General features: G+C 35.2%; 25 protein-coding genes and 2 riboswitches. Of the genes, 17 read left to right on the top strand and 8 right to left on the bottom strand.

The annotated features are described in order from the left end of the window. Positions 1 to 9: 9 nt before the first annotated feature. Complete coding sequence (locus F0362_RS21010) at positions 10 to 1,122, top strand: class I SAM-dependent methyltransferase (protein WP_000525127.1); 1,113 nt, start codon at positions 10 to 12, stop codon at positions 1,120 to 1,122. A 143-nt stretch (positions 1,123 to 1,265) separates the two neighbouring features. On the opposite strand, the gene F0362_RS21005 is transcribed toward F0362_RS21010, so the two are convergent. Next, the gene (locus F0362_RS21005) at positions 1,266 to 1,556 is read right to left on the bottom strand and encodes an ArsR/SmtB family transcription factor (RefSeq protein WP_000894375.1); all 291 of its coding nucleotides are present in this window, start codon (positions 1,554 to 1,556) and stop codon (positions 1,266 to 1,268) included. Positions 1,557 to 1,984: 428 nt separating this feature from the next. Continuing rightward, positions 1,985 to 2,497 carry a cysteine hydrolase family protein gene (locus tag F0362_RS21000; protein WP_000379181.1) on the bottom strand — a complete coding sequence of 171 codons (513 nt, stop codon included), beginning with the start codon at positions 2,495 to 2,497 and terminating at the stop codon, positions 1,985 to 1,987. 540 nt (positions 2,498 to 3,037) lie between these two features. Between F0362_RS21000 and F0362_RS30610 the strand changes: the two genes are divergently transcribed. After that, positions 3,038 to 3,187, top strand: a complete 150-nt coding sequence (locus F0362_RS30610) for a hypothetical protein (RefSeq protein WP_000521653.1) — start codon at positions 3,038 to 3,040, stop codon at positions 3,185 to 3,187. 369 nt (positions 3,188 to 3,556) lie between these two features. On the opposite strand, the gene metC is transcribed toward F0362_RS30610, so the two are convergent. Both metC and metI read right to left on the bottom strand, forming a co-directional pair. Next, the gene (metC, locus tag F0362_RS20995) at positions 3,557 to 4,720 is read right to left on the bottom strand and encodes a cystathionine beta-lyase (RefSeq protein WP_000122270.1); all 1,164 of its coding nucleotides are present in this window, start codon (positions 4,718 to 4,720) and stop codon (positions 3,557 to 3,559) included. Continuing rightward, complete coding sequence (gene metI, locus F0362_RS20990; RefSeq protein WP_000103906.1) at positions 4,717 to 5,829, bottom strand: cystathionine gamma-synthase/O-acetylhomoserine thiolyase; 1,113 nt, start codon at positions 5,827 to 5,829, stop codon at positions 4,717 to 4,719. Before metI ends, metC begins: the two co-directional genes overlap by 4 nt. A 95-nt stretch (positions 5,830 to 5,924) precedes the next feature. After that, positions 5,925 to 6,034, bottom strand: a riboswitch (SAM riboswitch). Positions 6,035 to 6,236: 202 nt separating this feature from the next. After that, positions 6,237 to 6,346: riboswitch (SAM riboswitch) on the top strand. A 70-nt stretch (positions 6,347 to 6,416) separates the two neighbouring features. Here metI and F0362_RS20985 point away from each other — a divergent pair. The 6 genes from F0362_RS20985 (at position 6,417) to F0362_RS20960 (ending at position 14,107) form a co-directional block, all read left to right on the top strand. Beyond that, positions 6,417 to 8,249: a bifunctional homocysteine S-methyltransferase/methylenetetrahydrofolate reductase gene (locus F0362_RS20985; RefSeq protein ID WP_000770363.1), complete on the top strand. Its 1,833-nt coding sequence runs from the start codon at positions 6,417 to 6,419 to the stop codon at positions 8,247 to 8,249. Then, positions 8,249 to 11,647: a methionine synthase gene (metH, locus tag F0362_RS20980; protein ID WP_000649701.1), complete on the top strand. Its 3,399-nt coding sequence runs from the start codon at positions 8,249 to 8,251 to the stop codon at positions 11,645 to 11,647. Before F0362_RS20985 ends, metH begins: the two co-directional genes overlap by 1 nt. A gap of 18 nt (positions 11,648 to 11,665) precedes the next feature. Continuing rightward, the gene (locus F0362_RS20975) at positions 11,666 to 12,724 is read left to right on the top strand and encodes an undecaprenyldiphospho-muramoylpentapeptide beta-N-acetylglucosaminyltransferase (protein WP_000724783.1); all 1,059 of its coding nucleotides are present in this window, start codon (positions 11,666 to 11,668) and stop codon (positions 12,722 to 12,724) included. Between the two features lie 95 nt (positions 12,725 to 12,819). Continuing rightward, positions 12,820 to 13,080 (top strand): DUF3966 domain-containing protein, encoded by a 261-nt coding sequence (locus F0362_RS20970; protein WP_079519680.1) that lies wholly within the window; start codon positions 12,820 to 12,822, stop codon positions 13,078 to 13,080. A 94-nt stretch (positions 13,081 to 13,174) separates the two neighbouring features. Continuing rightward, entirely contained in the window at positions 13,175 to 13,552 is a 378-nt protein-coding gene (locus F0362_RS20965; RefSeq protein WP_000675235.1) for a nucleoside 2-deoxyribosyltransferase, read from the top strand. Positions 13,553 to 13,618: 66 nt separating this feature from the next. Beyond that, positions 13,619 to 14,107: a hypothetical protein gene (locus tag F0362_RS20960; RefSeq protein WP_000764243.1), complete on the top strand. Its 489-nt coding sequence runs from the start codon at positions 13,619 to 13,621 to the stop codon at positions 14,105 to 14,107. Positions 14,108 to 14,142: 35 nt separating this feature from the next. On the opposite strand, the gene F0362_RS20955 is transcribed toward F0362_RS20960, so the two are convergent. Next, positions 14,143 to 14,454: a hypothetical protein gene (locus F0362_RS20955; protein ID WP_149889946.1), complete on the bottom strand. Its 312-nt coding sequence runs from the start codon at positions 14,452 to 14,454 to the stop codon at positions 14,143 to 14,145. 252 nt (positions 14,455 to 14,706) lie between these two features. On the opposite strand from F0362_RS20955, the gene F0362_RS20950 reads away from it, so the two are divergent. Both F0362_RS20950 and F0362_RS20945 read left to right on the top strand, forming a co-directional pair. Then, a complete protein-coding gene (locus F0362_RS20950; RefSeq protein WP_001008324.1) occupies positions 14,707 to 14,922 on the top strand; it encodes a DUF3912 family protein in 216 nt (71 codons plus the stop codon). An 87-nt stretch (positions 14,923 to 15,009) separates the two neighbouring features. After that, a complete protein-coding gene (locus F0362_RS20945) occupies positions 15,010 to 15,402 on the top strand; it encodes a hypothetical protein (protein ID WP_000875407.1) in 393 nt (130 codons plus the stop codon). 62 nt (positions 15,403 to 15,464) lie between these two features. Here F0362_RS20945 and F0362_RS20940 read toward each other — a convergent pair whose 3' ends face one another. From F0362_RS20940 to F0362_RS20930, 3 genes are all read right to left on the bottom strand, one after another. Next, on the bottom strand, positions 15,465 to 16,859 hold the full coding sequence (locus F0362_RS20940) for an L-cystine transporter (RefSeq protein ID WP_001094350.1): 1,395 nt from the start codon (positions 16,857 to 16,859) through the stop codon (positions 15,465 to 15,467). Between the two features lie 107 nt (positions 16,860 to 16,966). Next, on the bottom strand, positions 16,967 to 17,209 hold the full coding sequence (locus F0362_RS20935) for a DUF2626 domain-containing protein (protein WP_000440717.1): 243 nt from the start codon (positions 17,207 to 17,209) through the stop codon (positions 16,967 to 16,969). Between the two features lie 125 nt (positions 17,210 to 17,334). Beyond that, positions 17,335 to 18,030, bottom strand: coding sequence for a helix-turn-helix transcriptional regulator (locus tag F0362_RS20930; RefSeq protein ID WP_000434112.1), 696 nt, complete (start codon positions 18,028 to 18,030; stop codon positions 17,335 to 17,337). Between the two features lie 204 nt (positions 18,031 to 18,234). Between F0362_RS20930 and comGA the strand changes: the two genes are divergently transcribed. The 7 genes from comGA to comGG are packed head-to-tail and all read left to right on the top strand — an operon-like array spanning position 18,235 to position 22,171. Beyond that, positions 18,235 to 19,278: a competence type IV pilus ATPase ComGA gene (gene comGA / locus F0362_RS20925; RefSeq protein WP_001013172.1), complete on the top strand. Its 1,044-nt coding sequence runs from the start codon at positions 18,235 to 18,237 to the stop codon at positions 19,276 to 19,278. Then, on the top strand, positions 19,265 to 20,302 hold the full coding sequence (gene comGB / locus F0362_RS20920; RefSeq protein WP_002093281.1) for a competence type IV pilus assembly protein ComGB: 1,038 nt from the start codon (positions 19,265 to 19,267) through the stop codon (positions 20,300 to 20,302). Before comGA ends, comGB begins: the two co-directional genes overlap by 14 nt. A gap of 11 nt (positions 20,303 to 20,313) precedes the next feature. After that, the gene (gene comGC / locus F0362_RS20915) at positions 20,314 to 20,613 is read left to right on the top strand and encodes a competence type IV pilus major pilin ComGC (RefSeq protein ID WP_001178691.1); all 300 of its coding nucleotides are present in this window, start codon (positions 20,314 to 20,316) and stop codon (positions 20,611 to 20,613) included. After that, entirely contained in the window at positions 20,610 to 21,065 is a 456-nt protein-coding gene (gene comGD / locus F0362_RS20910; protein WP_000810404.1) for a competence type IV pilus minor pilin ComGD, read from the top strand. Before comGC ends, comGD begins: the two co-directional genes overlap by 4 nt. Next, positions 21,058 to 21,360: a hypothetical protein gene (locus F0362_RS20905; RefSeq protein ID WP_000829525.1), complete on the top strand. Its 303-nt coding sequence runs from the start codon at positions 21,058 to 21,060 to the stop codon at positions 21,358 to 21,360. Before comGD ends, F0362_RS20905 begins: the two co-directional genes overlap by 8 nt. Beyond that, on the top strand, positions 21,330 to 21,803 hold the full coding sequence (gene comGF, locus F0362_RS20900; protein WP_000477944.1) for a competence type IV pilus minor pilin ComGF: 474 nt from the start codon (positions 21,330 to 21,332) through the stop codon (positions 21,801 to 21,803). The genes F0362_RS20905 and comGF overlap by 31 nt, the downstream gene beginning before the upstream one ends. Then, positions 21,800 to 22,171, top strand: coding sequence for a competence type IV pilus minor pilin ComGG (gene comGG / locus F0362_RS20895; RefSeq protein ID WP_000743702.1), 372 nt, complete (start codon positions 21,800 to 21,802; stop codon positions 22,169 to 22,171). Before comGF ends, comGG begins: the two co-directional genes overlap by 4 nt. Positions 22,172 to 22,216: the final 45 nt, after the last annotated feature.

The raw sequence follows: 22,216 nt of genomic DNA, 5'->3' as shown, positions 1-22,216 counted from the left end.
GGAGTCATTATGGGGATGGAGCTCATTTTAAGAGAATGGATGGGGAAAGAGAAAGATTATTCGATTTCATATAGTACGTATATGAACCTCGTATTGTATGCAGAAGGGCATGGCTATTATATGAAGGACCGTGAAAAGATTGGAAGACAAGGCGATTTTTTTACAAGTAGCAATGTATCCTCTGCTTTTGCAAAAACATTTGCTAAGTTTTTTATTCGTCTTGTTGAGAATGATGAAGTCGCTCCAAATATTTGTGAGATTGGCGGGGGAACAGGAAAGTTTGCCTATGATGTTTTACAAGAATGGAAGCAATTATCTCCGGAAACCTTTATTGATTTAAACTATTCAATGATTGAAGTGAGCCCTTTTCATAGAAAATTACAACAAGAGAATCTGTGCTCATTTTCTAATGTATCGTATTATACATCTTATAGTAAAATGGGAGAGTCATTCGAAGGAATTCTTTTTTCGAATGAGTTATTTGATGCATTTCCTGTTGAAGTAATTGAGAAGAGAAATGGAATGTTGTATGAAGTACGTATTACGTATACAGAGGAAGGGAACCTTGCTGAAGTATGTAGACCGTTAGATAAAAGAATCGGTCGCTACTTACTGAAATATAACATTCATATTGCAGAAGGGCAGCGTTTTGAGGTGCCAATTGCGATGGAAGATTATATAAAAGGAATTGCAAAATGGTTTCAAAAAGGTATATGTATTACAGTTGACTATGGATACACAAAAGCAGAATGGACGTACCCTGCGCATCGGGAAGGAAGTTTACGTGGGTATTATAAGCATAAGTTAATACGTAATCCTTTAGCGTATCCAGGGGAAATGGATCTTACTACTCATATTCATTGGGATGAGTTAAAGGAGATTTTTAACTTTCAGGGAATGAGTGCAGTATGGCATAAGAAGCAATCTGAGTTTTTGTTAGCTGCAGGAATATTAGAACAGCTTACGAGTCATCAAGATACGAATCCTTTTTCTGAAACTCAAAAACAAAATCGAGCAATTCGTTCTATGATTTTGAACGGAGGATTAGGGAATGCCTTTGATGTTGTTATACATACGAAAGACATACAGAATTTACATCTGAATCGGTATTTAACAATATAAAAAACAAGACACAGCATATTTCTGTGTCTTGTTTTTTAATACGACGTATGTAGTATTATATATTTCCCCTCATGATATATATTTATATTAAAGATATGAGATGAAAAATATAGAATACGTTCTTTTTCTCTGTTTATTAGTCCCTAACCTAATAATACGCGAACGAGTTGAATAATTGTTTCGTTTTCTACTTTGTAGTAAATTTCTAATCCTTTTCTTTCACTAGAAACGATTTTAGCACTTTTTAATTTTGCTAAATGCTGTGAAATTGTAGACTGTGGCATGTTTAAGCCAGTGTACATTGTAGAAACGTTGCTTGGACCACGCTCGATTAATCCTTTTACGATACATAAACGAACTGGGTGAGCAAGTACTTTCAATAATTCTGCATTGCTTTCATAAAGTTCTATTTCTTTTTGAAAGGTTTCTAACATGTTCTTTTCCACCTCCGTGTGAGCTGTTATACCATACTATACATACCAAAAAATTAAAGAAAAGAAAACAGTTGTTGCAGAAAAAATTTCCTAAAGTAAAGAAATTGTAAGAAAAGAGACCCTGATGTAAATAAAATGGATAAATTAGCACAGTTTTGTAAAATGACGCTTTTGGGCGAAAATTTTGATGCATTTTAAAAATTGAAAGATATAGATATATTTGTAACACAATTTTATCATGATTTTCTTATTCTTTCAAATGAATATACAAAATTTTTAAAATAATATGACAAAGGAATTATAATGCTATATATAGAATATAAAACAGGTTAAAAGAAGCCCGATGTAATCAGCTTTTTTATGAGGATAATGAGACACTTGAGTGTAGCTGATCAATCTTAGAATGATCAAGTCATTCGTCATTTATGCTAGAGCTCATCTTTTAGCAACTTTAAAAATCTGTGATTCCATATATTCTCATAAAAGTCAATTGTCTCTTTTGCGGACATAAATGGATTGTTTAATGTAGAAGTTATTTTAGGTGCCATAAAGTTTTCGTACCCTAGTCCGTGAGCAAATTTAATCGTAGCATCCATACAGTACTCTGTTTGGGCGCCACAAAATTCAATACGATGTACAGATAATTGATCTAAAATTTCTTTTAAGTTTGTTTTATAAAATGAATTTGCATGTGTTTTTCTCACAAAGAAATCTTGGTCTTGAACATCTAGATCAGTATGAATAGCCCAAAGTTCTTTTTCGGGTACTAAATCATCATCACAATGTTGAACAAAAATGATTGGTTTATTTGATTTTCTGTATGAAGAAATTCTTTTATTTACTTTTGTAAGCAAGTTTTGTAAATCAAATAAATGCTCTCCGCTATAACATACCCCATTTTGTAAATCGATAACGATTAAAATATCAGAACAAGTATCCATTATTTTTACCCCCTTGTATTTCTTAATATATCGATAAAACCATTATTTGTAAATAAGTGATGTGCTTTTATCCCACTATTTGTGGGAGGCGGGCTGCCCGTAAACGCCCGATTGGTGAAGGCTAATAATGAGTGGGAATGAACAAAACCCCCAATGATTAAATTTTTGTACAGAGATAATAAAGTAGTTTCATTTACAATAAAATTCTTTAAAAAACAATAAAGTTGTTTTATTATAATTGGGGTAGAGTCAAGAAAATACGCATTTACAACGATAAGTATTTTGATACAAGTCTTATGAGACATTATGAGGTCTAATTGAAAGGTGATTGGATTATGTACCGATAGGTTTTACTCTATTGAGATTGTGAAGTTTCCTACTTAGACTAACGGGGCAGGTTAGTTAGATAAAGGGATATTTGGATTAAGATAGATGTAAGTAGAAAAACTACTAAAGTAATAAGATTTGCTTCAGTAAAATAAGGTATATTATATTTGTTGAATAGATTCTCTGTAAAGACAAGAAAAGTAGGTGAACAAAGTGGGCAAATATCAATTGGATTACAAAAGTCAGGTAGCTGTGGCAAAGTTTCATGAAAAACAGACGCCTGCCAAATTTGATAAAAAGCAGCAACTTGAAAAATTGCGTGCGGAGTATTTGAAAAAGAAGCAAAAACAAACAGATAAATAATATGTTTTGTTTGTCTGATTGTTTTGTATTCGGTGTAAACAAAAGGAAATAGGTAAGTTATTCATCGTTCAAATATATACAGGCTATTTTTTCAAACATCTTTCTTAATGAACTAACGCATGCGTTAGTTCATTAAGAATAAATAAAAAAGTCGATTCCTTGAGAGGGGAATCGGCTTTTTTTAATAAGTGATATTTCCTTAGCGTTGTAAATCCGCATTTTCCTGACGCTACCCCTCATTAGACTAACGAGGAGGATGGTTGAAGAAGACAAAAAAATTTGAGTACAAAAAGAAAAAACACTAAAAAGAATATACTAAACCGCATAAAAAGAAGATATGAGAACTTAATCTCATATCTTCTTTTCTCTCTACGCATTTACAGGTTCTTCTACATAAGAGAGGGCATTTTCAAAATCGGATATTAAATCGTTAACATTTTCAAGACCGACTGATAAGCGAAGTAATGAATTAGAGATACCTCTTTCATCACGAGCTTTTTGCGACAGTGCGGCGTGGGACATTTTAGCTGGGTAGGAAAGAATCGATTCGACAGCTCCTAAACTCACTGCAAAAACAGGTAATTTTACTTTTGATAAAAATTGGCGGAGTGCATCTTCTGACTGCAAAGTAAACGATAAGACCGCTCCAGCTGACGTTGCTTGAGATTGTTGAATATTAAATCCAAGATGTGTTTGTAATCCCGGATAATAGACATTTTGTACTTTAGCATGCTCTTGTAAATAGTGTGCAATTTTATTGGCATTTGCAGCTGAGTGCTCAAGACGTACATGTAATGTTTTTAGACCGCGAAGTACGAGAGAACAATCTTGAGGTCCTAAAATAGCGCCAAATGCATTTTGTAAAAATCCAAGCTTTTGAGCGAGTTCGGCATCTTTTACGACCGTTAATCCGGCAGTAACATCACTGTGACCAGCAATAAATTTTGTAGCACTATGAAGAACGACATCGGCGCCAAGATCAAGTGGCTTCTGGAATAATGGTGTCAAAAAAGTATTATCAACAAATGTAAGAGCACCAATAGATTTTGCGAGTTTAGAAACCTCGCGAATATCTGTTACTTTTAAAAGTGGGTTAGATGGTGTTTCTACATAAAAGAGTTTCGTATTCGATTTAATATTTTGCTTTATTTCTTCTAAATTGGTCATATCAACAAATGTATGTGAAACACCGTAACGGGAGAGTACTTCAGTTATAATTCGATAAGTGCCTCCGTATACGTCTTCTGAAATGAGAACGTGATCGCCTTGTGAAAGAAGGAGAAAAGCAGTAGAAATCGCTGCAATGCCTGAGGCAAAGGCGAATCCTTTTGTTCCGCCTTCTAATAAAGCAATGATATCTTCCAGAGCTTCACGAGTTGGATTTCCAGATCGGCTATAGTCGTATTTGCCAAAAGTATCTACATCAAACTGGTGAAATGTTGATGTGTTATAAATGGGAACGTTAACAGCTCCTGTTTGTGCATCGTGTTTATATTGGTTGTGTAGTAAGAGTGTATCTATAGAATAACTCATATTCTCACACCTTCTTTTACAAGTTTAATGGCTTGATTTAAGTCTTGAATTAAATCATTACTGTTTTCAATGCCGACGGAGAATCGAAGAAGACGATTACATACACCGTTCGCCGTTCTGATTTCTTCTGGAATATCAGCATGTGTTTGCGTTGCTGGATAAGTCATTAAACTTTCTACACCACCAAGACTTTCGGCAAATGTGATTAAGGATAAAGATTGTAAGAATGGATTAATCCAAGCTTCATCTTTAAGTCGGAATGAAATCATACCGCCTCTCCCTGGATAAAAGACATCTGTCACACCATCCTCATCATTTAAATAAGCAACAACTGCTTTCGCATTTTCTTCATGTTGTTTCATGCGAAGCGCTAAAGTTTTCATACCACGAATTAATAGCCATGAGTCAAATGGGCTTAAGACAGCACCGGAGGCATTATGATAATGAGCGATTTCCTCACAAAGTTCCTTTCCTTTTGCAACGACAAGTCCGCTTAATACATCATTATGCCCACCTAAATATTTCGTTGCACTATGAAGTACGATGTCAGCACCTTCTGTTAATGGCTGCTGTATATAAGGCGTGTAGAATGTATTGTCTACGATAAGAAGTAGTCTGTGTCTTTTCGCTACAGTTGCGACAGCGGCAATATCAGTAACTTGCATTAATGGATTAGTCGGAGTTTCTATGAAAATAGCCTTCGTTTCAGTTGTGATAGCTTGCTCAATCTGTTTAATAGATTGTGTATTTACGTATCTACATCGAACATTCCACTTTTTTTCGTGTTCGGAAAATAAGCGATACGTTCCCCCGTATAAATCTTCGGATACAATAAGTTCATCTCCAGAACGGAATAATGAAAGGACGAGGAGAACAGCTGCCATACCTGAACTACAGGCATAACCTTGTTGGCCATATTCTAAATCTGCGATTGCCTGTTCTAAAAGACCACGAGTTGGATTTCCAGTTCGTGAATAGTCAAAGCCGGTAGATTTACCAAGTCCTTCGTGACGATAAGCGGTTGAGAAATAAACGGGTGGATTAACAGTTCCTGTTGTAGTTTCGCTACGATTTCCGATTTGTGCTAGTTTTGTTTCGATAGTTGACATGTAAAAATTCCTCCTTTTTAAATTGAACCAGTAGTTGAATTTAAAATAAAAAAAAGCCTTCTAAGAAGAAGGCTTTCGGATTGAATAGAGTCTTCTTCTCATCTGTCAAATCTTTCACAATTTGCTGGAATTAGCACCTTATTAACAAATGTTAATGGTTGCTGAGGCGTCATAGGGCCAGTCCCTCTACCTCTCTAGATAAGAATGTTCGTATGAAATTTTTATTATGTTTTTAACTTTACAACAAAAGTTAATTGAATTGCAACTTTATTTTAAATAATTTTTATTTTTCCGCAAGTGTCATTGACTTTTATATTTGTGCATGCTAAATTTATAAAAAATTAACAAACATTGTTAAAAGGGGAACGCATTTCCTTTTAGCTACATAAATAAAATAATAAAGACAACTCTTATTGAGAGCGGTGGAGGGAAAGGCCCTGTGAAACCCGGCAACCTTCAAACGAAATGTTTGAAACGGTGCTAATACCTGCAAAACGAATGTTTTGCATAATAAGAGGCGGAACAATTATGTCCCCCTCTTCAAAGTGAAGAGGGGGTTTTTATATTGATAGAAATGAGGGAGATTCGTGAAATTACTAGATTTATTATCAAAAGGAATTGTAATAGGTGATGGTGCGGTTGGAACGTTATTACATTCACATGGTTTGCAAAGTAGTTTTGAAGAATTGAATGTATCTGATCCAGACCTAATTATATCGATTCATAAACAATATGTAGCTGCTGGTGCAGATGTGATTCAAACAAATACGTATGGAGCAAATGAGGCGAAATTACGTATGTATGGCTTAGAAAATCAAGTTGTTCAAATTAATAAAGCGGCAGTGAAGCTTGCGAAAGCATCTGTTACAAACAGAAATGCAATTTTAGGAACAATCGGTGGTATGAAACATATCGGAGCTGTCACAACGACTGATATGGAGCGAGAATTTATGCTACTTGAACAGGCAGGTGCTTTACTAGAAGAACAGGTTGATGGATTACTATTAGAAACTTTTTACGATGAATTTGAATTACTTCATGCCGTTAAAGTATTGCGTAAGCAAACGAATATTCCGATTGTTGCTCAAGTAGCGTTACATGAAGCAGGTACGACTCAAAATGGAAATGATGTCAATGAAATATTAAAACAGCTTATAGATTACGGTGCAAATGTTGTTGGATTGAACTGTCAACTAGGGCCACTTCATATGACGGAAGCTTTCAAAATGATATCGATTCCGCAGAATGGCTATTTATCAGCATACCCAAATGCAGGTCTCCCAAATTATGTGGAGGGACGTTACGTATATGAGGGAAGCCCAGCTTATTTCGAAGCGATGACACCGAAATTTATTGAGCAAGGTATTCGGTTATTGGGTGGTTGTTGTGGTACGACTCCAGAACATATTCAAAGTATGAAGCGCGCTGTTGCGAATGTTACACCTGTAATAGAAAAAGACACGATTCAAAGACCGAAAGTAGTTCATACACACGAGAAGCGTTCGAAGGTACAGGTTACTCTTGCGGAAAAGGCAAAAAAACAAACGACAGTTGTAGTGGAATTAGATCCGCCGAAAACGTTAGATACACAGCGGTTTTTTGAAGGAGCAAGAGCGTTAAAAAGAGCGGGAGCAGACGCTATTACTCTAGCAGATAACTCATTAGCATCGCCTCGTGTTTCGAATATGGCAATGGGCGCATTATTAACGAAGCACGATATTCCAGTATTGACACATTTAACGTGTAGAGACCATAACGTCATTGGACTACAATCTCATTTACTAGGTTTATCAGCGTTAGGTATGGAGGAAGTATTAGCTTTAACTGGTGATCCAGCGCGCGTTGGTGATTTTCCGGGAGCAACTTCTGTATATGATCTGTCCTCTATAGAGTTAATTAAAATGATTAAAGAAATGAACGATGGACGTTCCATTTTAGGGAAATCCATTGGACCGGCAACAAGGTTTTCAGTCGGAGGTGCTTTTAATCCTCACGTAAGGCATTTAAAAGCAGCGGTAAAGCGAATGGAACGAAAAATAGATGCTGGGGCTGAATATTTCTTAACACAGCCGATATATGATGTTGCTTTAATAGAAGAAGTATATGAAGCAACAAAACATTTGGAACAACCTATTTTTATTGGAATTATGCCATTAGTAAGTAAGCGGAATGCAGACTTTCTCCATTTTGAGGTGCCGGGTATTACTCTTCCTGAAGAAATAAGAGAGAGAATGGATGGACACGAAACGAAAGAGGCAGCTATCGAGGAAGGGATTCGTATTTCACAAGAGTTGATCGATGCAGCGATGAAATATTTTAACGGTATCTATTTAATTACACCATTTCTAAAATATGAAATTACAGAACATCTTGTTAAATATGTGAGAGAAAAGCAAGAAGTGAAAGAAGGTATTAATTGATGAAGTGTATAGAAGAAAAATTACAAAATAACATTTTAATATTAGACGGTGCAATGGGGACAATGATACAACAAGAGGACTTAACTGCGGAAGATTTCGGAGGAGAAGAGTACGAGGGCTGTAATGAATATTTAGTAGAAACAAGGCCGGATGTTATTTTAAAGATTCATAAAGCTTATATTGAAGCTGGAGCTGACATTATTGAAACAAATACATTTGGGGCGACAAATATCGTATTAAGTGATTATGAGCTGTCTCATTTAGATGAAGAACTAAATGAAAAGGCAGCACGATTAGCGAAACAAGCTGTTAAAGAAAGTGGGAATGAAGTATATGTTGCAGGTGCGATGGGACCGACAACGAAAGCAATTAGTGTTACAGGAGGAGTTACATTTGAAGAACTAATAGAAGCTTATACTAGGCAGGCGAGGGGATTATTAAATGGCGAAGTTGATGTGTTACTCGTTGAAACGAGTCAAGATATGCGTAATGTGAAAGCTGCTTATATTGGAATTCAAGCTGCTTTTGAAGAACTAAATAAAATTGTTCCTATTATGATCTCTGGGACGATTGAGCCGATGGGGACGACTCTGGCTGGGCAAACAATTGAGGCTTTTTACTTATCCGTAGAACATATGAAGCCATTATCTGTTGGATTAAACTGCGCGACTGGTCCGGAGTTTATGAGGGACCATATTCGTTCTTTATCTGATTTATCGGAGTGTTACATTTCTTGTTATCCAAATGCAGGTCTTCCTGATGAAGATGGACATTATCATGAATCTCCATCTTCTCTCGCTGAAAAAGTGAAGCGATTTGCTGAAGAAGGATGGATTAATATTATTGGTGGTTGTTGCGGCACAACACCAGAACATATAAGAGCAATGAAAGAAGCGCTAGCATCTCTTACACCGCGTGCGCAAAATGAACGAGCCGGACATGGAATTAGTGGATTAGAGGCGCTGCAATATGATGAGTCTATGAGACCGTTATTTGTAGGTGAAAGAACGAATGTTATAGGGTCACGTAAATTTAAACGATTAGTGGCAGAAGGTAAATTTGAAGAGGCTGCTGAAGTGGCAAGAGCACAAGTGAAGAAAAATGCTCATATTATTGATATTTGTATGGCAGACCCTGACCGTGATGAAATAGAAGATATGGAAAAATTCTTATCAGAAGTTACGAAAGTGTTAAAAGTACCGATTATGATTGATTCAACAGATGAAAATGTAATGGCGAGAGCACTTACTTATATTCAAGGGAAAGCTGTTATTAACTCTATTAACTTAGAAGATGGAGAAGAGCGTTTTGAAAAGGTAACGCCACTGCTTCGCAAGTATGGTGCCGCAATTGTAGTTGGGACAATCGACGAAGATGGTATGGCAGTAAGTGCTGAAAGAAAACTAGAAATTGCGAAAAGAAGTTATGAATTATTGACGACGAAATATGGTATACGCCCGTCAGATATTATTTTTGATGCACTTGTATTTCCAGTAGGGACAGGTGATGAAGAATACATCGGTTCAGCGGCAGCGACGATCGAAGGAATTCGACTTATTAAAGAAGCGTTACCAGAATGTTTAACGATTTTAGGTGTGAGTAATATATCATTTGGTTTACCACCAGCTGGACGTGAAGTGTTAAATTCTGTCTTTTTATATCATGCAACGAAAGCAGGATTAGATTATGCGATTGTTAATACTGAGAAATTAGAGCGCTATGCGTCAATTCCAGAGGAAGAAAAACGTCTTGCAGATGCATTATTATTTGAAACGACGAAAGAGACGTTAGAAGAATTTACGAATTTTTATCGTGTTGCTAAAAAGAAAGAGGTTGTTGTTCAAGAAATATTAACGCTTGATGAGCGACTAGCCAACTATATTGTAGAAGGTACAAAGCAAGGATTACATGAAGATTTAAGTCTCGCGCTGACAGAGGGAAGAAAACCTTTGGATATTATTAATGGTCCACTTATGACAGGAATGGATGAGGTGGGACGATTATTTAATAATAATGAACTTATAGTTGCTGAAGTATTGCAAAGTGCTGAAAGTATGAAAGCTGCTGTAAGTTATTTGGAGCCGCATATGGAATCTAGCGATAGTGCGAAAAAAGGAAAAGTATTATTAGCGACCGTTAAAGGGGACGTACATGATATTGGGAAAAATCTTGTTGAAATTATTTTATCAAATAACGGATATGAGATTATTAATTTAGGAATTAATGTTCGTTCGGATCGAATCGTTCAAGAAGTGCAAGAAAAAAAACCTGATATTATAGGTCTTTCTGGCTTGCTAGTAAAATCAGCACAACAAATGGTAACAACTGCTGAGGATTTAAAAGCGGCGAATATTGATATTCCAATTGTTGTTGGTGGTGCAGCGTTAACGAGAAAGTTTACAGATAATCGTATTTCTCCATCGTATAAAGGGCTCGTATGTTATGCGAGCGATGCGATGACAGGTCTTGATATTATTAATAAGCTTCAAAAAGAAGAAGAGCGTGAGAAGATGAAACAGGATAAAAAAGAACGTCATCTTCATATCGTAAAAAAAGAAGAGAAGAAAGTGGAAATTCCAGCAGTAATTGAGCCATTACCAAAATCAGAGGTTATGGTGCCTGATTCAACAAAACGAATTGTATTACGAGATGTTCCTGTCTCACATCTTGCCCCATTTTTAAATAGACAAATGTTACTTGGACATCACCTTGGATTAAAAGGAAATGTGAAGAAGCTTTTGAAAGAGGGGGATAAAAGAGCGCGCGAATTAAATGATTTAATAGACGAATTATTGGTGGAAGGACAATCTTGGTTAAAACCGAAAGCAGTGTATCAATTTTTCCCAGCGCAAAGCGATGGACAAAACATCGTAATATATGATCCAGAAGATCATACGCGCGTAATAGAGCGTTTCACATTTCCTAGACAAGGAAAAGCACCATACCGTACTTTAGGTGATTATTTGCGCCCTATTGGAGATGAGATGGACTATGTCGCTTTCTTATCTGTTACTGTTGGGGAAGGAGTTCGGGATATTGCTGAGGAGTGGAAGGCGAAGGGAGATTATTTACGCAGTCATGCAATTCAATCGTTAGCGCTTGAATTAGCAGAGGGGCTTGCTGAAAAAACACATATGCTCATTCGTGACCGCTGGGGCATTCCAGATTCACCTGAACTGACGATGGAAGAGCGTTTCCGTACGAAATATAGAGGAATACGTGTGTCATTTGGTTACCCAGCATGCCCAGAACTTGCGGATCAAGAAAAATTGTTCCGTCTAATTCATCCAGAGGAAATAGGTATTTCATTAACGGAAGGATTCATGATGGAACCAGAAGCATCAGTAACGGCTATGGTATTTTCTCACCCTGAGGCAAGGTATTTTAGTGTACTATAGTGTAGAAGGGGGAGACGTATGAAGAAAATAGTCTTTACAGGTGGCGGTTCGGCAGGGCATGTAACACCTAATTTAGCCATCATTCCATATTTACAAGAACAGCATTGGGATATCTCTTATATTGGTTCTCATCAAGGGATTGAGAAAGCGATTATAGAAAAAGAGGGCATTCCGTACTATAGTATTGCGAGTGGAAAGCTACGTCGTTATTTTGATTTGAAAAATATAAAAGATCCTTTTCTTGTAATGAAGGGGGTTATGGATGCGTATGTAAGGATTCGAAAACTAAAACCGGATGTAATTTTTTCAAAAGGTGGTTTCGTATCTGTACCAGTCGTAATTGGAGGATGGTTAAATAGAGTGCCAGTTTTATTGCATGAATCCGATATGACACCAGGACTAGCAAACAAAATTGCGCTCCGTTTTGCTTCGAAAATATTTGTTACATTTGAGGAAGCAGCGAAACATTTACCGAAAGAAAAAGTAATATATACGGGAGCTCCTGTACGTGAAGAAGTGTTAAAGGGAAATCGTGAAAAAGGTTTAGCGTTTTTAAGTTTTTCACGTAAAAAGCCGATTATTACAATTATGGGTGGAAGTTTGGGTGCGAAGAAAATCAATGAAACAGTTCGAGAAGCGTTACCAAAACTTCTTAAAAAGTATCAAATTGTTCACCTTTGCGGAAAAGGTAATCTTGATGAAAGCTTACAAAATAAAGAAGGATATAAACAATTTGAATATATCCATGAGGAGTTACCAGACATATTAGCGGCAACAGATTTTGTTATTTCACGTGCGGGATCCAATGCAATCTTTGAGTTTTTAACATTAGAAAAGCCAATGGTTTTAATTCCCTTATCAAAATTTGCTAGTCGTGGAGATCAAATTTTAAATGCAGAATCCTTCGAAAAACAAGGTTATGCCTCAGTATTGTACGAAGAAGATGTTACTATGAATTCTCTTATAAAGCATGTCGAAGAGTTAGATCAAAATAATGAGGTGTATAAAAGGGCATTAAAGAAATACAATGGAGAAGAAGCGATTAAAACTATTATTAAACATATTTCAGAGGCATGATTATACAATCATGTCTTTTTTAATAGGATGAAAGATTCCAAGAATTGATATTTTTATGTTACAATAACAAATGGTTAGTAGGGAAATTCCAATTGATTAAGCGTGAAAATACGAATGGATTAGGAGTGACTGTGTTGGAGCTAAGTCTCTATGAAAATACTGCACTTATTATATGCTTTGTGTTGTACGTTGGTAGTGTGATTGTTTATATTTCAAGGAAATTTTCGCAAGAACGAGAGCTTGAAAAATCAGAAATAACAGCAGAACTAGAAATGTTAGCTGATGAAAGTTATAAAAAACAAAAAATAAAAGAAGACCATGAAGCAACCCATCATTTAAACGCAAATAAGTTCTAAAGATGGGGATTTTTTTTGATGTCATTCTTTATTATATCTATAGCAAGTAACGCTAAAAGGAGTTTCCCCATACATATTTAAAGGATGAACATAAATGAAATTTTATATAGCATCGGGATTTCAAAATAAACACATTGTTCATTTTGTATCAGGCCAGTTAAAAGAAGCAGGATGGCACCATACATATGATTGGACAAAAAACGAAAGAGCAGTTAACCAAGAACAATTAAGAGAAATTGGTGAGGCGGAAAAGAATGCTATAAAGGAAGCCGATGTCTTTTTACTTATATTAGATGGTGGAAATGGAAGTCATACAGAGTTTGGAATGGCCATTGCACTAGAGAAAAAAATATATATGTATCATGAAGGAAATTCGCTGCAAACAACATTTTATCATTTGCCAGAAGTACATATTTTTGAAGGGGATGCAAAAGAGTTTGTAGCTCACGTTATGAATAATGTGGATGTTTAAAAGGTTATAAAGATAATCTTTTGGGTACAGTGATGATAAGGAAAGTATATAAAGGAGCTATATAATATGAAATTAGAAAATGGTTGGGAAACAAGTTTTTTAGAAGTGGTACAAAAGAGTGAATTTAAGAAAGATGCGCTTCTTAGTCAATTGCTTTTTGCAGATAGTGAAGAAGTAGAAGAGCTTACTGATGATTACGGATATGAAGAGATTATTGAACGCGAACATGATGATGAATTAGCAGAAGTTTTAGGCGAAGAACTATTCAGTGAGATGGAGCGATACGTATTCTTATCTTCACAACCAGAAGAGAAACTGATTTCATTCGTAAATGGATTAGGTTTTCATGTGTTAGATTGGATCGTGCTTCTTGAAACAGAATTTGGTGTTGATAGTGCAAACTTTACATCAGATGCTGTGAAGATGTTAGAAAAGCGTTTCAGACAGTTTCCATACATAGAGGATAAGACGATTTTTGATATGACGTTTGGAGAAGCGATGGATGTATTAGAATCCATTACAGGATTACAACTGAAGGAAAAGATGAACGTATAATGAAAAAAGAACGTGAGGATATCACGTTCTTTTTTTTACATAATAATAATTTTATCATCTAGTTTTGTCTGCCCAGTAAGAAGTGCGTTTAAATATTCCACTTTTCTTATACAAGCTTGTATATGTCTTTCAACCTCTTGTAACTCTGCTTGATGATGTGTTTCAATTGGATGAATTTGTACGTTAAATTTTTCAAATTGACTACTATATGTTATTTCTGCATAGCCGCTCATAATATCCGTTTCGTTATGAAATAAAAATTGTTTCGTTTTGTCACAGAATGATACATCCTGAAAGCCATATACTTTTAATGCGTCAATTACTTTTTTTATTATGTTTGTATTCATTTTTTAACCCTCTTTACGAAGTTCTACTTTTATATTATAACATAAAAAATTACATAGAAAGCGCTTCCAAGTGTATTTTATTATAAACTTTACGTTTCAATCATAAAAATGAAACAAAGAAAAAATAATTGTAAAGAAGGAAGGACTCTTTTATTGTTTCGTCATATATATAGAGAAATAGTGCAATGAAAGGAAATTTTCCGAGGTGGAGATTGTATTTCCAATTTGAGCGCAGTAAAAGAGGTGAGAATCTTGAACTTTGATATTGTAGGGCAAAAAGCATATATAAAAGATGGCCCGCATCGGAACCGAATTGGAATTGTAAAGAAAAACGAAGAACAATTAAAACCACACTTCGCTATTATAATTGGAGAACAAAGTATTGATGTCGAGCTAAAGGATATCGTGTTAGTTGGAGTGGACGTAGGACAATTTCATAAATGGTGCGAGCAGAATGGTTATTTGTGAAAAGGACGGGCTGTGAGATAATGAAATATATTTGAGAAAAGAGAATATGTTATTGTATTCTCTTTTTCTATGTGTAAGGAGACGGAAATGAAGTATAAAGAACGAGATTTTACATTGGAATTGAAAGAGAAAATTCAATGTATGGAAAAGGAGATAGAGCGAATATCACTTAAACTTTTTAGAGAGTATGCGCATTTATATATTGAGAAAAATATGGAATTAGACATTGGATTCGAAAGAGAAAAAGAGGATCCCTTTGAAACGGGGTATTATTCATCAGTTTCTATGGCGATAGTAGATGAAGAAGGTGAGATGATTGACTTTTATATCATTCCAATTTGGAAATGTGAAAATATCCTTTTAGGAATGCTAACTCAATCAAGAATTTGGGGGAGTAAGAAAGTAGGAAAACTTGTTGATGATTCTTATTATGAGATTGAGGAGGAGTTAAAAGAGCAACTAGAAGAATGCTTGGAGTGATACTTTTCAAGATGAGATGTAAAAAAAGACGCTAACAGTTTTATGTTAGCGTCTTTTTCTTATTATGAAGCAATTTCACCAGTTTTTGTATCATCTTGATTGTACGTATCTTGATCTAATTCACCAAGCCATTTACTAGAAATAAGACCTGCTGTCATAGAACCACTTACGTTAAGAGCTGTACGGCCCATATCGATTAATGGTTCAACCGAGATAACAAGAGCGACAATGCCAATTGGTAAGTTCATTGTAGATAGTACGATTAACGCTGCGAATGTTGCACCGCCACCAACACCGGCAACACCGAATGAGCTAATAGCAACGACAGCGATTAAAGTTAAAATAAATTGTGGTTGTAACGGATCAATTCCTACAGTTGGAGCGACCATCATTGCAAGCATTGCTGGATAAATACCTGCGCAACCGTTTTGACCGATAGATACCCCGAATGAAGCTGCGAAGTTTGCAATCCCTTCGGAAATACCAAGCTTTTCTTTTTGCGCTTCAATATTTAATGGCATTGCACCAGCACTAGAGCGAGATGTGAATGCAAATGTTAATACAGGGAATACCTTTTTCAAATATTGAATTGGATTTAAACCAGATAGAGCAATTAATAATAAGTGAATAACGAACATTACGATAAGTGCTACGTAAGACGCTAACACGAAGTTACCAAGTTTTAAAATAGCATTTATATCGCTACCAGCAACTGTTTTTGCCATAAGAGCTAATACGCCGTATGGAGTAAGGCGTAAAATTAATGTTACCATACGCATTACGATTGCATATACAGCATCAAGCATCTTCTTAAATAACTCTGCTTGTTCTGGATATTTTCGTTTTACACCTATAAAGGCAATGCCGATAAAGGCTGCAAATATTACGACAGAAATTGTTGATGTTGGACGAGCACCTGTTAAATCAAGAAATGGATTTGTAGGTAATAGCTCTAATAATTTGTCTGGAATTGTTGTCTTTTCAATAGAAGTAAATCTTTCTTCAACTAGTTTCAGACGAGCAGATTCTGCATCACCTTGTTGTAGGCCTGTTGCTGATACATCAAATCCTGCACTTGCAGCGATTCCGACAGCTGCAGCAATTCCTGTAGTAAGAATTAAAATTCCGATAATAAGGCCACTGATTTTACCAAGATTTTTCGTTAATTGTAATTTTGTAAAGGCTGAAATAATAGATACTAAAATAAGTGGCATAACGATCATTTGAAGCAATTTCACATAACCGTTACCGATTAAGCCAAACCAAGTATTTGATTCAATAATTACTTTAGAAGTAGGCTCATAAATAAATTGTAATATAAGACCAAATAAAATTCCGACTCCTAAAGCAGTAAATACACGTTTATTAAAAGATACATGCTTACGTTGCATATAATATAATACGCCGACTAAAATGAGCATGACTACAACGTTAATTCCGACAAGCAGTGTATTCATGTTGATTCCCCCTAATTCCAATCTGTTATATAGAATATAAGGTAATAAAACCTATAAGTCAACTAGGAAATTCCGCGATTAAAAAAAAGATGGCAAATTGCCATCTTTTAATGTCCAGCCCCAGGGACAAGTAAAAACGTCGTGTAGTATGTAAATCCTATGAAGAAAACAGTTAAGTAGGCCCCAAATACGTATATATACATACGCTCTGTTAATTTTAAATAACTTAAAAGTACGAAGAAACCTGTTTGTCCTAAAAATAGTAGTGCAGCCTGTTGCATATCCCCTACGTAAAACATAACCGAGAAAATTCCAGTCCAAAAGCCGAGAACGCGAAACATGCGCTCCATGCCATCTCCCTCCTTTTCTAGAAAAAGTAAACCTCTCCTCATTATAGTTTATTTTTCTTACTATTGTAAATATTCGTTCATATAAAAAGAAGCCAATTATAATTGGCTTCTTTTTATATGAGAAATTAAATTGTTAATTTATAATTACAAGATTTACATCCATCTAGTAGACTATCATTTCGTGTTAATTCCATGTTAGGGAATAGGATTTCAAAAATCCCTTTCATCATATCCCCATGCATATTACAAATTTCAGTTGGGTGATGAACAGCAACTTCTTTAAATGGACAATTGTGTACATCATAGAAAATTTTTGTTCCATCTGCACTTAATTCAAATGCAGGTGATAAACCAGCTGTTGAGAAAGCTTCTTTTGCAATTTGAATTTTTTGTTCTACTGTTAAGTCTTCTTCACTCACATTTAAGCGGTGCATATGTTGTTGCATTAATTCTGCCCCGAATTGTTTTCCTGTTTCGTATAGCGCTTTTTCACCAGCAGCTCCAAGGCTAAGGAGAGAATTGAACGCTATTTTTGCTAATAATTGATAATCACGGAATGGAAATTGCAATTGGATAACATCATCAGATAATACATATAATCTGCTTGGTCTTCCACCCTTTCCAGTTTTCTTTGTTTCAGATTTAAGCATATGAACATCTTCTAATTTAGATAAATGTAAGCGTGCTACGTTTGGATGAATGTCAAACTCATCTGCAATTTCTTGTACAGTTACGTAACTATGTTTTTGAGAAATATATTTATAAATGTAATAACGAGTTGGGTCAGATAATACACCTGTAATTTTTAAAGCTTGTTCCATGAGGATCTCCACCTTTATCACTTTATCCAAGATAATAACATTATAATACAGATAAACTTCCATATAGGTAATTTCAGACAATAATTCGGAAATTGTTCATAATTTCACAAACATAATTTTCCTTTTTATTCTGATGAAAATACAAAAGTCCCAATTTTTATTGTGCATTTTTTCATGCTATATACATAGTGAGGAGGGAAAATGATGAATGGAATTGAAATTTTTGCGAATACAATTTTGAAAGAAGCGTGTAGGGTACAAGCATCGGACTTACATATTGTGCCCCGGCAGAAGGATGTAGCGGTTCAGCTACGTATAGGAAAAGATTTAATTACGAAACAATGTATTGAAAAGGAGTTTGGAGAAAAACTTGTTTCGCACTTTAAATTTTTGGCATCCATGGATATAGGAGAGAGGCGGAAGCCACAAAATGGTTCATTGTATTTACAAATTGATGGACAAGAAGTGTATTTACGTCTTTCAACACTTCCGACTGTATATCGAGAAAGTCTCGTGATTCGCCTTCATTTACAAGCATCTGTGCAGCCGTTATCTCATCTTTCGTTATTTCCAAGTACGGCGGAAAAACTCCTCTCTTTTTTACGTTATTCACATGGTCTACTCGTATTTACTGGACCGACTGGTTCTGGGAAGACAACGACAATGTATGCATTATTAGAGGTAATTAGAAAAAGGAAAACACGTCGAATTGTAACACTTGAAGACCCAGTTGAAAAAAGAAAAGACGATTTATTACAAATTCAAATAAATGAAAAAGCAGGTATCACTTATGAGGCTGGACTAAAGGCTATTTTACGCCATGATCCAGATATTATATTAGTTGGTGAAATCCGGGATGAAGAAACAGCAAAAATAGCTGTAAGAGCAAGTTTAACTGGACATTTAGTAATGACGACCCTGCATACGAATGATGCGAAAGGAGCGATACTCAGATTTATGGATTATGGCATAACGAGGCAAGAAATTGAACAAGCTTTATTGGCTGTCGCTGCACAGCGACTTGTTGAATTAAAGTGTCCATTTTGCAGAGGAAAGTGCTCAATTTTATGTAAATCAATGCGGCAAGTAAGACAAGCAAGCGTTTACGAGTTGTTAGATGGATATGATTTGCAACAAGCAATTAAAGAAGCGAACGGAGAATGTGTTACGTACAAACATGAAACATTAGAATCTTCGATACGAAAAGGGTATGCTTTAGGATTTTTAGAAGAAGATGTTTATGTTTAAGAAAACATGGAGTTTAAGTGAGCAATTAGTATTGTTGAAACGATTAGGAGAACTATTAGAAAAAGGATACTCCCTTTTGCAGGCACTAGAATTTTTACGGTTTCAATTACCCTTAGAAAAGAAAGTACAATTACAGCATATGATTGAGGGATTAAAAGAGGGGAGAAGTCTACACGATTCGTTTCATCAATTAATGTTTCATCAGGAGATGTTAAGTTATTTATTTTATGCTGAGAAACATGGTGATATTTCTTTTGCATTGCAACAAGGGAGCGCACTTCTTTATAAGAAGGATAAGTATAGGAAAGATATGATGAAAATAATGCAGTATCCTATGTTATTAGCATTCTTTTTAATGATTATGCTTGCTGTTTTCAATCTCATCTTATTACCGCAGGTTGAAATGGTGTATAGTTCATTTGGTTCTACAGCGCCGCTATTTACAGAACAAATTTTAAGTGCAATTAAACGAATACCTTACATTATTTTTAGCGGTATTCTTATCTTTATTATTGGATGTAGCGTATATTTGTTTTATTTTCGGAAACTCCCACATATTGAACAGGTAAAAATCATGCTTCGTATTCCTCTCATAAAAGTATTTCTTATTTTAAAGCATTCGCATTATTTCTCCACTCAATTGAGTGGTTTATTGTACGGCGGACTATCGGTGCTCGAAGCACTCACAATAATGATGGAGCAAAAATATAATCGATTTTTTCAGTATGAAGCAGCCCGAATTGAACGGCAATTAATTGCAGGAGAATCGTTACAATCTATCATTGCTAAAAGTGGTTATTACGAAAAAGAACTTTCTTATATTATTAGGCATGGACAAGCAAACGGTAATTTGGCAGTTGAATTAGAGGACTATAGCGATCTTGTTATAGAAAAGATGGAACAAAAAATGAAACGTATGTTAGTTATCATTCAACCGATTTTATTTACATGCATTGGAGGAATAGTTGTTCTTATGTATTTAGCGATGATTATGCCGATGTTTCAAATGATGAATTCCATTTAGGAGGCATTTACATGCAGAATGAGGAAGGATTTACTCTGTTAGAGATGTTATTAGTTATGGTTGTTATAACTGTATTATTACTATTAATTATTCCGAATGTAGTGAAGCAGCGCTCATCAGTTCAAGGAAAAGGATGCGCAGCCTATGTGAAATCTATAGAAGCGCAAATACAGGTATATCAATTACAGCATAATAAAATTCCTTCGTTAAAAGAGCTAAGTGACGAAAAATATATTACAACTCATAAGTGTCCGAATGGTGAATCTATTCATATTTCAGATGATGGCACAGTATCAATCGGGACATTGTGAAACAAAAAGGATTTACTCTTTTAGAAATGTTGCTCGTTTTATTTGTAATTTCTGTCTTAAGTATGATTACGTATTTTAATGTTCATTCATTATATGAAAAACAAAAAGTCGAACAATTTTTGAGCCAATTTTCAAATGATATTTTGTATATGCAACAATTAGCGATAAATCGTCAGAAATACTATACGCTACGGTGGTATAAAGAGAAAAACACGTATTACATTGAGGAGTCGGGTACGAATCATTTTATTGTGTCGAGAGACTACGGTAACGATATACAAATTGATTTGCATACATTTCCAAATCCGATGACATATAATCCGAGCGGAAATATTAATAGAGGTGGTACAATTTTACTTTCGTATCGAAGTTATAAATATGAGATTGTATTTCAGCTCGGAAGAGGGAGATTTACGTATCGTGAAATATCAAAAAGGATCCATAATGGCTGAAATGCTTGTATCGTTAAGCATACTAATGATGGCGGTATCGGTACTGCTGCCGCAAACAGTATTGGTCATGCAAGAAAGAAAAAATATACAACTCCGCTATAAGGCATTCGTATTATTAAAAAAAGAAGCAGCTTTATATATGTATGAGAATGAGGAAATGCGAGTAAAAGAAAAAATTATAAACGAACTTGTATATTACACATATTGGGGAGGAAGTGAAGTGTGTACTATGTGGAAAGATGTGAAGGGAAGAATGATGGAACAATGTTTTTATGTGGGAGGAAAAATAAATTAGAAGTTGGATTTACATTAATAGAAATGATCGTATGTTTGTTTCTAGTATCCCTGTTCTTTTTACTTTTACCGAGTCTTCATTTTATCGGAATGGAGAATAAACACTTAAAAGGATTAAATGAGTGGGAGTGGGATGTGTTTTTAGGCCAAGTACAACTGGAGTTTCGTGAGGTATCGTTTGGGGAACATATAATGGCCCTTGAAAATAAAGGTAGTATTTTACGCTTCCGTTTGCGTAATGGGGATGAAGTGATATATGAAAAAGTGAATAATCATCTTATAAGAAAAGTGAATATGCGTGGAAGGGAAGTTATATTACAAAAGGTTGGCAATGTTTCGTACAAACTAACACCTCATGTGCTCTTTATAAATATGAAAGATACTAGTGGGGAAATACATGAAGGTGTAGTTGTAAGATATAGCGAAATGGAAATAAAGGAATGAAAAAACAAGATGGATTTACAATGCCAGCAACAATCATTTTTTTAATTTTATTAACCTCTTTTTTTGTATACGAAACGAATATGTTGCTTTCTGATAAAAAATTTTATACTGAAATAGAGAAAAAATTTTTAGTGGAAGAGTTGATTAATCGAGCTATTGCAGATATAAAAGTAGACTTACAGAAAACAGAAAGAGATGGTACCTTTTTCTTTCCATATACAAAGGGAAAAGTGAGTGGAAAGTACGAATTTGAAAATGATATGATTCTCGTTTCTTTGCAGTGCGAGACAAAACAAAGAATTTTCTATACGGTGAGCTTTCGGTATAGAAAAAATGATGAGAAAATATTTGATTGGATAGAAGGATGACAGGTAAAGTATGCGGAGTAAAACCATGAATTTCCATTGTGAAGA

It is taken from the genome of Bacillus sp. BS98 (genome assembly GCF_008432245.1).
Lineage (GTDB): Bacteria > Bacillota > Bacilli > Bacillales > Bacillaceae_G > Bacillus_A > Bacillus_A toyonensis.
Note: the sequence above shows the minus strand (reverse complement) of the source record. Positions and strands in the feature narration are given on the sequence as shown.